General features: G+C 35.7%; 9 protein-coding genes and 1 pseudogene. 5 read left to right on the top strand and 5 right to left on the bottom strand.

The window, feature by feature from the left end:
• Positions 1–43: 43 nt before the first annotated feature.
• Positions 44–205, top strand: a complete 162-nt coding sequence (locus IGL48_RS06825) for a hypothetical protein (protein ID WP_002361843.1) — start codon at positions 44–46, stop codon at positions 203–205.
• Positions 206–306: 101 nt separating this feature from the next.
• On the opposite strand, the pseudogene IGL48_RS06820 reads toward IGL48_RS06825, so the two are convergent.
• The 3 genes and pseudogenes from IGL48_RS06820 to IGL48_RS06810 all read right to left on the bottom strand — a co-directional run bounded on the left by IGL48_RS06820 (position 307) and on the right by IGL48_RS06810 (position 4,240).
• Positions 307–1,709: pseudogene (locus tag IGL48_RS06820) on the bottom strand (IS3 family transposase).
• Positions 1,710–1,780: 71 nt separating this feature from the next.
• Positions 1,781–2,761, bottom strand: coding sequence for a LacI family DNA-binding transcriptional regulator (locus IGL48_RS06815; protein ID WP_002366709.1), 981 nt, complete (start codon positions 2,759–2,761; stop codon positions 1,781–1,783).
• A gap of 18 nt (positions 2,762–2,779) precedes the next feature.
• Positions 2,780–4,240, bottom strand: coding sequence for a sucrose-6-phosphate hydrolase (locus tag IGL48_RS06810; RefSeq protein ID WP_025190733.1), 1,461 nt, complete (start codon positions 4,238–4,240; stop codon positions 2,780–2,782).
• Positions 4,241–4,482: 242 nt separating this feature from the next.
• Here IGL48_RS06810 and IGL48_RS06805 point away from each other — a divergent pair, with 242 nt between their 5' ends.
• The 4 genes from IGL48_RS06805 to IGL48_RS06790 all read left to right on the top strand — a co-directional run bounded on the left by IGL48_RS06805 (position 4,483) and on the right by IGL48_RS06790 (position 10,821).
• Complete coding sequence (locus IGL48_RS06805) at positions 4,483–6,156, top strand: glycoside hydrolase family 13 protein (protein WP_010824667.1); 1,674 nt, start codon at positions 4,483–4,485, stop codon at positions 6,154–6,156.
• A gap of 16 nt (positions 6,157–6,172) precedes the next feature.
• Positions 6,173–8,101 carry a sucrose-specific PTS transporter subunit IIBC gene (locus tag IGL48_RS06800; protein WP_010824666.1) on the top strand — a complete coding sequence of 643 codons (1,929 nt, stop codon included), beginning with the start codon at positions 6,173–6,175 and terminating at the stop codon, positions 8,099–8,101.
• A gap of 272 nt (positions 8,102–8,373) precedes the next feature.
• Positions 8,374–9,255, top strand: coding sequence for a helix-turn-helix domain-containing protein (locus tag IGL48_RS06795; RefSeq protein ID WP_002363971.1), 882 nt, complete (start codon positions 8,374–8,376; stop codon positions 9,253–9,255).
• 132 nt (positions 9,256–9,387) lie between these two features.
• On the top strand, positions 9,388–10,821 hold the full coding sequence (locus IGL48_RS06790) for a cryptochrome/photolyase family protein (RefSeq protein ID WP_048949283.1): 1,434 nt from the start codon (positions 9,388–9,390) through the stop codon (positions 10,819–10,821).
• Between the two features lie 215 nt (positions 10,822–11,036).
• Here IGL48_RS06790 and IGL48_RS06785 read toward each other — a convergent pair whose 3' ends face one another.
• On the bottom strand, positions 11,037–12,473 hold the full coding sequence (locus IGL48_RS06785; RefSeq protein ID WP_010777647.1) for a catalase: 1,437 nt from the start codon (positions 12,471–12,473) through the stop codon (positions 11,037–11,039).
• 301 nt (positions 12,474–12,774) lie between these two features.
• Entirely contained in the window at positions 12,775–13,785 is a 1,011-nt protein-coding gene (locus tag IGL48_RS06780) for a hypothetical protein (protein ID WP_048949284.1), read from the bottom strand.
• Positions 13,786–13,822: the final 37 nt, after the last annotated feature.

Raw genomic sequence — 13,822 nt, 5'->3', positions numbered from 1 at the left:
TGTTAGACTTAAATTAATAAACCCATTAAAGGTGGTGAGAGAGATGAATAATTACGATTTATGGAAATGGGCTGCCGGGAAACGAACCGAAAAAGATAAAAATGAAACCTATAGCGCCAAAAATTGGTGGTATGTTTTACTAATGCTCGGTGTATTTGTAGGGATCATGTTGTTGTATTATTTAATCTCTGTGCTTTGGAATTAAGGGAAAATGGGCAAATGAGGAATTAAGAATAAAAAAAGACACCTTTTGTAGTGACCCCAAAAAGTTAGACTTTTTATAGAGTGGATTTTTCCACTCTATTTTTATGCAGTTTTTTGATTGAATTGTCGAAATTCTACTGGGCTTTTCCAGTTAAGTTTTTCCTTGATTCGGTGATGATTGTAATAATAAATGTAGTTCTCAATTGCTTCTCTCAATTCATTTTGACTTTGATAGATTTTTCCATAGTACACTTCTTGTTTTAGGATACTGAAGAAATTCTCCATAGGAGAATTATCTAAACAGGTTCCTTTTCGAGACATACTTTGAAAGATATTGTTGTCCTTTAATGTTTGTATATAGACATTCATTTGATAAGCCCAGCCTTGATCAGAGTGAAAGGTGCGCCGATAGGGACAATCATTTGTTTGAGAAATTGCTTCTTTCAGACCTTCCATAACTGTTTTACCATTTGGTTGAGTAGAAAGGCTATAGCTTAGAATTTCACTATTATACATATCCATAAATGGATCTAAGTATAGTTTTTTCTGACGAAAGATGCCTGCGTTATCTGCTTCAAAGTACTTAAATTCAGTTGTATCAGTTGTAATTTTTTGATGAGGAACAGAAGTTTTAAATCGGCGACGAATCAAATTTTTAGCGATTTTACCAACGGTTCCTTTATAGGAATTATATTTTCTTGATTTCTTAGTAAAAGCTTTGACTTGTAACTTTAACTTTTGTATTAATCGCTGGACTTTCTTTTTATTCACTTGAAATCCACGTCGTTTCAATTCTTGGGTCATCCTTCTATAGCCATAATGTTGATGTTTTTTACGAATCGCTTGAATTTCTTCTTCAATGATTTGTGTTGAAGCTGTTCTGTCGAGGCGTTTTTGCCAGTACATGTAAGTAGATTTTGGAAACCTTAGGGTTTCCAAAATATCTTTTAATCGAAAGTGTCTTCGGAGACTGTGAATGATTCGTGCGATTCGTTCATTTTTTGTTCGTCCTCTAAACGCAGTCTCCTCAATTCTTTTAAATAGGCATTCTCAATTTTTAACATTCTATTTTCTTTTTCTAGTTTCTCTACTTGAGATCGTTCACTTGGTAGTGGTTGGGGTTCATTTCGTTTCTTTTTAGACATGGTAGGTGGACGTCCTTTCTGTTTAGAGAGTCCCTCTATACCAAACTTCTGATACGTTCTAAGCCAATTCGCAATCAATGATGGATTGTTCATTTTTAGAAGATTAGCTACTTCTTGATAGGACAACTCTGTTGTTAAATATAACTCTATCGCATCTAGCTTAAATTGAACAGAGTAATTCTTATTTTTTCGACTGCGAAGTAGGCCTTCTTCACCAAGTTCTTTATAGGCATTTATCCATTTGCTTATTTGAGAACTATCTTTAAACCCATACTTCTTTGCGAGAAACCTTAGACCTCCTTGACCAGATAAGTAGTCATGAACAAGTTTAAGTTTAAATTCAAAACTGTATTTTGCCATACAAAAAAACCTCCAAAAGTTAGATTTCTAGGTCTAACTTTTGGGGGTCGGCTCATTTTCAGGTGTCTTTTTTAACAGGATTCAGACAATGATAGCTGAATTGGAATAGGATAATTTTCCTCGAGCGCAACATCAGGATCCTTCATTCTACGAAGCAGTAAGTCAATCATAACGTCACACATCTCGTCGATTGGCTGCACAATGGTTGATAGTTGTGGGGCAATTCTTTTGATTAATTTTGTCCCATCATAACCAATTACTTTTAATTCTTCAGGAATGGCTATCTTCAATTTTTGAGCAATATTCATAACTGTAATTGCTGTCAAATCATCGGTACAAAAGATGCCGTCTACAGTTTTATTTTGAAGCAAACGTTCGATTTCTAGATTTTTTAATGTTGTAGAGGTTCCATTATCAATTTGTAGAATCGTTTTTTCTGCGCCATATTTTTCCATCGTTTGTTTATAACCAGCCAATCGATAATCGCTAGGTGCGCCTGTGTTATTAGCACCAGTAATAATTGCAATCTTTTGTGCACCACTTGCAAATAAGGCTTCAGTGGCTTTTTGGCCACCTTGAAAGTTTTGCGAAGAGACAATTGGAATGCCAGGTGCCAAGAAACGGTCAAAGGAAACAATAGGTAGTGAAACATTTTCATATTCGTTAATAGCTAAGTTATGGCTACCAGTGATTACACCGTCCACTTTATTTGCAGCGAGCATTCGTAAATAGGCGCGCTCTTTTTCTGGATCTTTTTCACTATCACATAAAATCACTTTATATCCTTGAACAAAGAGCTTTCTTTCCAGTGTTTCAATTAATTCACCAAAAAATGGATGACTAACAGAAGGGAAGACTAAACCAATCAGCTGCGTACTTTTTCCTTGGAGGCTTCTGGCTAATCCATTAGGTTGATAATTTAATTCTTCCATCGCTTGATGAACTTTATCAATTGTTTTTTGACTAAGATAACCATAATTATTAATCACGCGGCTCACCGTTGTCGGGCTCACCCCAGCAAGCTTTGCTACATCCGTTAATTTAACCACCATCAAAATTCACCATCATTCCTAATTATTCGTATTTTCCAGCTCATAAAAACAAGCTTTTGCCGTCTTGGATAGATGAAGATACTGTTGCGCTTTATCTGGAAAGAAGCGACCAGTCATCGTTTTTTCACCTTTATTTACATAGATTTCTGCAACAGAGCAATCAACAAAAATAGTTAACTGAACTGACTTATTTTTCCTAATTTTAGTTTCACGAATTGTGCCATACTTTTCAGCAAAAGGTTGGCCAGCAAATGTTCGATCAAGGGTTATTTTACCATGAATCGTATCAATTGTAATTAAAAGTCCTTTTGAACCCGTTTCGTTCGCTAAAAGCCGAATAAAAGCAATCTCATTTTTGGGAATATCCACTTCTAATTCAAAAGAAGCAGTAGATAAAAAATGGCAGCCATTTGATAAAGTAGTGGCGGATTGACGAAGCATTTTTGTTTCAGAAACTGGATATTGAAATAGTTTCCCGTTGTGAATTGTGAGTTCTTTAACCAGACTTAAGCCATTTGCCCAACCCTCCACATCACTTGGGTAAGTGATTTCTGGCAATCCAATCCAACTGACCGCAAGTGCACGACCATCTGGCGCATTAAAGGCTTGAGTGGCGTAGACATCAAATCCTTCATCTAAATTTTCAAAAGGCCTAGCCTGAACTAAAGAAAGATTCTCCAAATCAAACGTTTCGGCCAATGTGTACATATTCGGATAGATATTCTGATAACTTTTTACAGATGGAGATAGACCTTGTGGGCAAAATAATAAGACAGGCTGGCCATCAATAAATACCAAATTGGGGCATTCAACCATGTAGCCTAATTCTTGGTCGGTGAACGTCAATTCGCCAAGTTGATGAAAATTGTGTACGTTTCGATCTTTAGAAAAATAGACCACAATTTTTCCTTGTCCATTTAAATCACTAGCACCAATTAATAAAACAAGTCCTTCTTGATAAGGAAATACCATCGGATCACGAAAATGGGAAGAATAATTGGGGTCAATAGGTAGGAATGGTGTTGATTCCTTTGTGATCGCACCTAAAGAATTCAGCCATGCAATATTTTGATATGCAAATCGTTGCCAAGTTTGATCACGAACATTTCCTGTATAAAATAAACATAGTTGGTTATCTATTGGTAAAGCTGAGCCTGAATAGACGCCATGAGAATCATATTCAGAGTCGGGATAAAGGGCAATTCCTTCATAATCCCAGTGAATTAAGTCGGAGGAAGTTAAGTGGGCCCAACTTTTTAGTCCGTGAACACTCCCGAAAGGAAACGCTTGATAAAATAAATGCCACTGGTTATTGAAATACGAAAAACCGTTGGGATCATTTAGTAGTCCTGTCTGTGGTTGAATATGATACTTAAAACGCCAACTAGATTGCGCGATAATAGAAGTTAGATTTTCGAGGTGAGCAGATGTCCAAGAAGAATAAGGCGCATAACGTAATTCATCAGTCCATTGGTTCATGATGCTTGACATAAGTAATGTCTCCTTTATTAGAAAATAGTAGTTAGTCTAATAGTATAAACAAATCAGAAAAAAGTCAAACGTATAACATATATAAATCTATTTAAATCAAAAGAATATTATAATTTAAATTTATTTATGATAAACGTTTGACATATTACGCAAAAACGAGTATCATACAAAATGTAAAAACGGTTACAGAAAAAGTTAACAGGACTAGTTTAAGAGTGAGGAGAACCAGAATGAACAGAAATTGGTGGAAAAAAGAAGTGGCCTATCAAATTTATCCACGTAGCTTTTCGGATAGTAATAATGACGGAATTGGTGATTTACAAGGCATTATTCAAAAACTGGATTACTTAGAAAATTTAGGAATTACGCTGATTTGGCTGAGTCCAATGTACCCGTCGCCAATGGCTGACAATGGATATGATATTTCAGACTATTATGGTATTTCTAGCGATTTTGGTACAATGGCAGACTTCGATGAACTCATTGAAGAAGCAAAAAAACGAAACATAAAAGTTATTTTAGATTTGGTGGTAAACCATACATCTGATGAACATGCTTGGTTTCAAGATGTTTTAAAAAATCCTCAAAGTCGTTTTCGAGACTTTTATATTATAAAAGAAGGACAAGAAGCACCTACAAATTGGCGGTCTAACTTCGGTGGTAGTGTTTGGGAAAAATTACCTGGGGAAGATGCCTACTACTTTCATGCCTTTCATAAAAAACAGCCGGATTTAAATTGGGAAAATCCTGAACTACGCAAAGAAATCTATCAAATGATTCGTTTTTGGTTAAACAAAGGAATTGCTGGTTTTCGTGTAGATGCGATTAATTTTATTAAGAAAGATTTGACTTGGACAAACTTACCTGCTGATGGGGCAGATCAATTAGCCAAAGTAACAAAAGCTAGTAGAAACATGCCAGGAATGAGTGACTTTCTGAACGAATTAAGAGAAAAAGCTTTTGCTGGTTTTGATATTGTCACAGTTGCTGAAGCGGCCGGCGTCAATTATCCAAATTTATCAGAATTTATTGGAGAAACAGGGTATTTCGACATGATTTTTGACTTCAAATGGGCTGATTTGGATGTGAAATCAGGAAGCGAATGGTTTTATAGAATCAATTGGTCTTGGAATGATTTACGCACATTAATTTTCAAACAGCAAGAAGCCATGCAAGAGGCTGGTTGGAGTGCAAATTTTATTGAAAATCATGATCAACCTCGAGCGACAACGAAATATTTAAAAGAACAGGCTCAACAGCCAAATGCGGTTAAAACATTCGGCGCCATGTATTTCTTTTTAAGGGGCACGCCTTTTATTTACCAAGGACAAGAATTAGGAATGACCAATTTTGAAAGGGGTTCGATTGATGAATTCGATGATATTTCTAGCATTGATCAATACTATCGAGCAATAAAAGAAGGATTTACGCCCAAAGAAGCCTTGTCACTTGTCAATTTGCGTAGTCGAGACAATGCCCGCACGCCTTTTCCATGGAATGATTCTATGTATGGCGGTTTTTCAAGCGTCAAACCTTGGTTAGGAATGGTGGATAATTATAAAGAAATCAATGCCGAAGCAGAAATAAAAAATAGTCAAAGTATTTTTCATTTCTATAAGCGGATGATTGCATTTCGTCAAAAGAGTCCCTATACAGACATCTTACTTTATGGAACATTTGAGGGACTATCAAATCTTCCAGATAATGTTATTGCTTATAAACGCAAATTAAATGAAAAAACGATTTACGCCTTTTTTAATTTTGGTGAGGCGGTTCCAATCCCTCATTATTTAGTTAATGGCACAGTTATTTTTGATACACAGTCTGAAGAACGAGAGCAATTAGTTCAGCAGGGAACATTATTAAAAAGCTATCAAGGACTATTGATTACTATAAATGAGTAGCTAGGAGGAGTATAACATGGCAGAAAATTATCAGCAGGCAGCCAAAGACATTATTCAATTAATCGGTATGGATAACATTATATCGGTCACCCATTGTCAAACGCGGTTACGTTTTATTTTGAAGGACCACGAACAAGTAGATGGTAAACAACTAGAAAAAATCGATTTAGTCAAGGGTGTTTTTTATAATGGTGGTCAATACCAAGTGATTTTAGGAACTGGTATTGTGACTAAAGTGTATGATGAAATAGAAAAACTTGGAATCAATGTTGTGTCAAAAGCAGAGCAAACAGCAATTTTAAAAAATAATGAAACGGGCATGCGCAAAACAATGCGCATTTTAAGTGAAATATTCATTCCAATTGTTCCAGTAATTGCAGCAACAGGATTGTTCCTAGGGTTAAAAGGTGTTATTTTTAACGACACTTTTTTACAATTATTCGGAGCAAGTGTAGCCAATATTCCTGAAAGCTTTCAACAAATTGTCTCTGTCATTACAGATACCGTCTTTGCCTTTTTGCCAGCTTTGATTGTTTGGTCTACCTTTAAAGCATTTAATGCGACACCTGTAATCGGGATTGTTATTGGTTTAATGATGGTATCACCCATTTTACCAAACGCTTATGCAGTTGCAACACCAGATTCTGGCGTGAAAGCTATTATGGCTTTTGGTTTTATCCCAGTTGTCGGTGCACAAGGTTCCGTTTTAAGTGCAATTGCTGCTGGTATAATTGGCGCAAAGATTGAACTTTTTTTCCGAAAAAAGATGCCGAATATTCTTGATCAAATTTTTACACCTTTTATGACTATGTTAATTACTTTTTTAATCATGATTCTCGGAATTGGCCCAATTTTGCATACCGTTGAGTTAGGCATGGTAGATGTTGTCCAATGGTTGATTGGGTTGCCCTTAGGACTAGGTGGTTTCGTGATTGGTGCCTCATATCCTTTAATGGTTTTGATTGGTATTCATCATACACTAACTATGGTAGAAACATCATTATTAGCAAATACAGGATTTAATGCATTGATTACAATATGTGCCATGTATGGGTTTGCCAACGTTGGCAGTTGTTTAGCTTTTGCGAAAAAAGCGCAAGATAGCAAAGTGAAGTCGACGGCCATCGGTTCTATGTTGTCTCAATTATTTGGAGTTAGTGAGCCTGTGTTATTCGGATTACTTATTCGTTGGAACTTAAAACCGCTGCTATGTGTCTTGTTTACATCAGGTTTAGGCGGAGCAATTTTAGCTATTTTTCATATTCAATCAAATTCTTATGGATTAGCCGTTATTCCTTCTTTCTTAATGTATATCTATAGTGCACATCAATTAGTGATCTATTTATTAGTCGCACTTTTATCTGTCGGTGTATGTTATGCATTAACCAGTCTATTTGCAATTCCGCAAGAAGTTTTGATTTCAGATAAAGTAATCGAAGAGGAAGAACGCGAAGTCTTTGAAATGCAACACAATACCTTAGATGAACAACTTTTTTCTCCAGTAACTGGTTACGCAATGAATCTTACTGCTGTTAATGACCCGGTATTTTCAAGCGAGATGATGGGCAAAGGTTTAGCAATCATGCCAACAGCGAACAAGGTTTACGCGCCTGCAGATGGTTTATTAAACTTGGTTGCAGAAACTGGACACGCTTATGGTATCCAAACGGACGCAGGAGCTGAAGTATTAATTCATATAGGAATTGATACTGTCACATTGGGGCAGGAGGTCTTTCAGACACAAGTAACCCAAGGTCACCGTGTTAAAAAAGGAGATCTTTTAGGAACGTTCGATCGAAAAGCCATTAAAGAAGCTGGGCTTGACTCAACTGTCATGGTTATTATTACAAATACTTCAAGTTATTTAAGCGTAGAGCCAACGATGTCAGATCATAATGAAATTACGCCGGAACAAATCATTTTAAATCTAAATACACCTAACTAAACAAAAGAACAGCAAGAAGTATTCTTCACTTCTTGCTGTTCTTTTTCTTAATAAAAAACCAATGATTTTCAGTTGTATTTGTCTATCCGTTTGTAGTATGATTGAGTCAGTTTTAAAGGAAACATGCCAAGTATGGAAAACCATACTTGACACGCATTGACTAATTAAACATGGGGAACGTTGCCATAAGTTGATGTTCCAGTCAATAATGCAAGTAAATCAAACATAGCATGTACCTCCTTTAATTGATAATCAAAGTATAACATCTTTTAATGAATTTACATAATAATACAAGTGGAGGTCTGTTCGTGAAGGTAGCAGGAGACAAAATAAAACAAGCGAGAAAACTTAAAAAAATCACACAATCAGAGCTGGCTAACGGCATCTGTACGCAAGCAACAATTAGTAATATTGAAAACCGTAATCTATGTGACAGTTTAGATATTTTCTCATCTATTTGCCTCCGATTAGATTTAGAAGTAGAAGAATGCATGATGATTTCTGAAGAAAAGAAAATTGAAAATCTACTAAACAAAGTCGAGGATTTATCTTTACGGTTATTTCACTTAGAGGCCTACAATTTATTACAAGAAGTGCCTGAAGGTCTTATCTTATCTAATAATGAACTAACGACTAAATTGTTATATTATAAGGGAATTACTTGTTTATTAGGAAAAAAAGATAAAGCAGAGGCCTTGTTTTACCTATACCGGGGCGCGGAAATTGACCGTAAAGTCAATATTTACAACATTTTAAGCCTTAATGCGCTAGGTACGCTATATGAACTGGAAAAAGATATGAGAAAAGCGCAAGTATATTACGAAAAATCATTACAAGAATTGGAACAATTTAAATTAGAATGTTCCTTGGAGCGTTGTAGAATTTATTATAATTCTGCTAAATTCTACTCGGAAATGAAAGACTACCAAAAAAGTGTCATTTTAAGCGAAAAAGGGATTCAGATTTGTCGTGACAAACACTCCATTTATTTGCTAGATTATCTTTTATATGAAAAAGCCTTTAACAAACAAATGCTCGGGGAAGACACAGCCGATGACTATCGTCAAGCCTATTATTTTACACAATTTTTTGGCAATACAGAAGTCCTACAATATATTGAGAAAGATATGAAAGCTTTTAATATTTCCTATTAATTTAATCAAAAAGCCGATAAAAGCTGAAAATCCAGTTTTTATCGGCTTTTTGAAAAGTCTAGGCAAGTTGCTTTTAAAAATCAGCAGTCACGGTTACGATAAGCAAGACGAAGTATTTAGGAGGATTTAAAAATGAAAAGAGTAATGTGGTTTAGACGTGATTTACGATTACAAGATAATAAAGCATTAGCACACGCGTTACAAAATTCTGCAGCTGATGAATTGATTTTATTATTCCAAATGAATCCTCAACAATTTATTCAAGAAAGTGCTAATTATAACGCTTTTTTTGCAAGTTTAGCCTCGTTTAAAGAACGAATCGATCAAGAGGCACATTTACAAATCATGGTCGGCGAACCATTAGATTTATTTTCACGTTTGAAACGCAAATTACCCGATTGGCAGGTCATTTATTTTAATGAAGATACTTGTGGCTTTGGGGCAAAGCGGGACCAGCAAGCTATGCGCTTTTTTGAAGAAAATAATATTCAGTCTTTCTCTTTTCAAGATGCCTATTTGCATGGCTCTGAAGAAATTAAGAAGAACGATGACAGCAAGTACCAAGTGTTTACGCCCTATTACAATAAATGGAAAGAGGCGCCTAAAGAAACCCCGATTCCTGTTTCCTATACAGCTGAAAAAATTTTTAGTGCGTGTCTTTTTCCAGAAGAGGAAGCAGCATATGGGGAACAGATTGCGAGGATTCCTTTAAAGCACTATAGTGTCGGCGAAAAAACAGCCAGAAGGCGCTTAAATACTTTTATTGATCAAAAACTTCAATCCTATGAAAATAAGCGTGATTTTCCTTATCAGGATCAAACGAGTCATCTGTCTACTTTTTTAAGAACGGGAGAACTTTCGATTCGCACTATTTGGCAAGAGCTTGCATCTGCGCCTTCTAGCTTAAGTAAAGAAACCTTCAAAAAAGAATTAGCTTGGCGCGACTTTTACAATATGATCTATAGTACGTTTCCACAACAAAAAGAGGAAGCTATTCAAGAAAAATTTCGTTATATTCAATGGACAAATGACCCAGAAATGTTTGTCAAGTGGCAAAAAGGGGAGACGGGGTACCCTATAATTGATGCCGCCATGCGACAACTGAATCAAACTGGTTGGATGCACAACCGCTTAAGAATGATAACTGCCTCTTTTTTAGTTAAAAATTTACACATCGATTGGCGTTGGGGTGAAAAATACTTTCAAAAAATGTTGATTGATTATGATGCCGCCAATAATATCGGTGGCTGGCAATGGGCTGCTTCGACAGGAACGGACGCTGTCCCGTATTTTCGGATTTTTAATCCAATTATCCAGTCAAAAAAATTTGATAATGACGGCCAGTTCATCAAAAAATATGTTCCAGAACTTAAGCAAGTGCCACAAAAGTATATTCATCAACCAAATCTAATGAACGAAGCCTTACAAACGCAATATCATGTACATTTAGGAGAAAATTATCCAAAACCCATTGTCGATTATGCATCAAGTAAAAAACAAACATTGTTTCTATATGAAGCGAGCAAAGAAATTCATCAAGAAATGAACAATCCAAGGTTTCAATAAACAGTAAACCCAACTAGCTTAGCAAACAACTTGTAAGGTTAGTTGGGTAAATTAATTAGTCGAAAGAGAAGTGCAATTTATCGGCTAAAGTTTTTTATTTTATTCTAGTTTACATAATATACATTATACAAAGTAGAGTAAAAAGCATTGAAAAGCAAACAAAACCAGTCTTTAAGTTTATCTAGACTGGTTTTTTGTCACGTACGTTATATAAATTATGCTTGTTGCTTGATGGCTTGTGCGACACGTGCTCCATATTCTGGATTTACTCTAGTGAACAAATCAATTTGACGCGCGATGATTTCTTGATTTTTCACTTGACCTAAAGATGCCGCTATATTGTTAATTAAGTTTTCTTTTTCTTCGCTTGGCAGCAAATTATACAAAGCGTTTGCTTGTGTAAAGTGATCTTGATCATAGCTATAATTACCAACATTTCCTTCAACTTCAAAGGAACTAATTTTCGCCTTAGGATCTTCTTTTGGTGTTTCAGTATAACTATTTGGTTCGTAATTAATTTCGCTATTGCCATTGTCAAAACGCATATTGCCGTCTTTTTGGTAGTTATTTACAGGCGCTTTTGCTTGGTTGATTGGCAATTGGTGACTATTAGCGCCCACGCGATGACGATGTGCGTCCCCATAAGCGAACAAACGTCCTTGCAATAATTTATCTGGAGAAGCTTCAATACCAGGAACGAAATTCCCTGGTGAAAAGGTTACTTGTTCAACCTCTGCAAAATAATTCTCTGGATTTCTATTTAAAGTCATCGTGCCAACTTCAATCAGCGGATACTCTTTTTGAGAAACCGTTTTTGTTACATCAAAAAGTGTTTCTTTCATTGTTAACGCATCTGCATACGGGATAATTTGCACAGATAATGTCCAAGAAGGAAATTCTTGATTTTCAATTGCATTATGCAAATCTTCAATATGGAAATCTGGGTTTTTCCCAGCAATTTCTTCTGCTAATTGACTCTCTAGATTTTTGATTCCTTGATTCGTCTTGAAGTGATATTTAACAAAAAATACTTCTCCAGCAGCATTGACCCATTTGAATGTATGGCTACCAAAACCATGCATGTGACGGAACGACAACGGAATGCCACGATCACTCATTAAAATTGTTACTTGATGAAGGCTTTCCGGTGAATGAGACCAAAAATCCCAAACTGCTTCTGGACTTTTCAAATGCGTCCGCGGATTTCTTTTTTGGCTATGAATAAAATCTGGAAACTTAATTGCATCACGAATGAAAAAAATGGGCGTATTATTGCCAACTAAGTCGTAATTTCCTTCATCTGTATAGAATTTAAGCGCAAAACCGCGAGGATCACGCAATGTATCTGATGAACCTAACTCTCCAGCTACAGTTGAAAAACGAGCGAATAAAGGTGTTTCTTTGCCAACTTCAGATAAAAAATCGGCTTTAGTATATTGTGCCATTGATTGGCTCACCTTGAAAATCCCATGAGCACCAGCACCTTTGGCATGAACAACCCGTTCTGGCACGCGCTCACGATTAAAATGAGCTAATTTTTCTAATAAATGAACGTCTTGGATTAGGACAGGACCAAATTCTCCTGCAGTTAGCGAATTTTGATTATCGCCAACTGGACTTCCTTGTGACGTAGTTAAATGTTGATTTTTCACCTAAAACACTCCTTCATCTAAAATTATACTCATTGTATAAAAAAACCACTCTGCATAACAAAAATAATGCTTAAAAACACTCGAAAACATTTGTTATTTAATAGAATGATTAAAAATAGCAGTAGAATTTAAATCAAAAACAAATGTATTAACTTTAAACTGTTTACGCCATTAAAAATAACAACCAATAATTCAAAGAAAACTAAAATGCTGTTTTTTTATTCAAAAAAGACCTAGCATCCCAATCATGCTAGGTCTTTCGTTACTTTTTTGAGCGACCGTTTTTATTGGTCATTCAGCGTTATTGATTGATCGCAACAGTCGTGTCTTCAGTCGATAGACCTGTCATAGAGGTGCTATCGGAAAATATTTTTTCAACTTCTTGTTCTGATAAAATATTTTCTTTCTTAGGCATTGAAATTGTCGCTTTTTTGGCTTTTTGTGTAATGCTAATTTTACTAGATAATGATTCAAGTCCCATGTCAACGTTCTTGTCTTGCTGCGGTTTCACATTAATCAACATATTTGTTTTATTTTCTTTTGTATTAACAGAAACTTTGGCAGAAACATCTTTGATTTTTTCGAAAGGATCTTGTTCTTTACCTTTTTCAGATGTTTCTGTCGTAATTTTGATTAACTTTTGTAATTCTTTTTTTGTAAACGTATGGGTAATGGTGTCCCCTTTTTTCTCGAACGTATCCTTGTCTAATCCTTCTAAAAACTCTTTGTATTCCTTAGCAGACTGTTTTCGTTCTTTTTCCGATTCTTGATACTCTTTGATTGTATCTTGCCATTCTTTCGTACTTTCCTCGTTCATGGCTAAAAGATCAATGTATTTTCCTTTTAGTTTTTCTGTATCTAACTGAGAACTATCGATAGCACCGTCAGTCATTGAGTCTGCGACAGCGACAATATATTCCATCATATCTGTTGCTAAATAGAGTTTTGGCTCTTTGCCTTCGTTATCTACTGATCCAACCAATGAAATCGGTACATCCATTCCCATCGCTTTTAATTTCATCTCTAAGTTGAATGCTTTTTCTTTTTTGGCATCTACTTGAATCTTCCCAGAAAGCGATGCGTTTTTGATTTGCGTGATGAGCATCCCAATCATAGGATTCGTTTGTGCACTATCTTCTTGTGAAAATTTCATGTCACTAATTGACATAGAGAAATCCCAAACCCCAGATTCTTGTGCGTTTTGATTGCCAATCCCTTGAATGAACTCATCTTTCGCACTTTTGCCACAACCTGTCAGTAACAAAGCTGAACAGAAAACGCCTGCGACAATCCCCACTTTTCTTTTTAACACACTTTTTCCCCCTCATTATATAAAAAATTAATTCCCT

Source organism: Enterococcus sp. DIV1090, assembly GCF_050537975.1.
Taxonomy (GTDB): Bacteria; Bacillota; Bacilli; order Lactobacillales; family Enterococcaceae; genus Enterococcus; species Enterococcus faecalis.
The sequence above is the reverse complement of the archived record's forward strand: the minus strand, read 5'-3'. Positions and strand labels throughout refer to the sequence as shown.

Coding starts and splice junctions, on each gene's coding strand:
- IGL48_RS06825 (WP_002361843.1), top strand. CDS start 44: ATGAATAATTACGATTTATGGAAATGGGCTGCCGGGAAACGAACCGAA.
- IGL48_RS06815 (WP_002366709.1), bottom strand. CDS start 2,761: ATGGTGGTTAAATTAACGGATGTAGCAAAGCTTGCTGGGGTGAGCCCG.
- IGL48_RS06810 (WP_025190733.1), bottom strand. CDS start 4,240: ATGAACCAATGGACTGATGAATTACGTTATGCGCCTTATTCTTCTTGG.
- IGL48_RS06805 (WP_010824667.1), top strand. CDS start 4,483: ATGAACAGAAATTGGTGGAAAAAAGAAGTGGCCTATCAAATTTATCCA.
- IGL48_RS06800 (WP_010824666.1), top strand. CDS start 6,173: ATGGCAGAAAATTATCAGCAGGCAGCCAAAGACATTATTCAATTAATC.
- IGL48_RS06795 (WP_002363971.1), top strand. CDS start 8,374: ATGAATTTACATAATAATACAAGTGGAGGTCTGTTCGTGAAGGTAGCA.
- IGL48_RS06790 (WP_048949283.1), top strand. CDS start 9,388: ATGAAAAGAGTAATGTGGTTTAGACGTGATTTACGATTACAAGATAAT.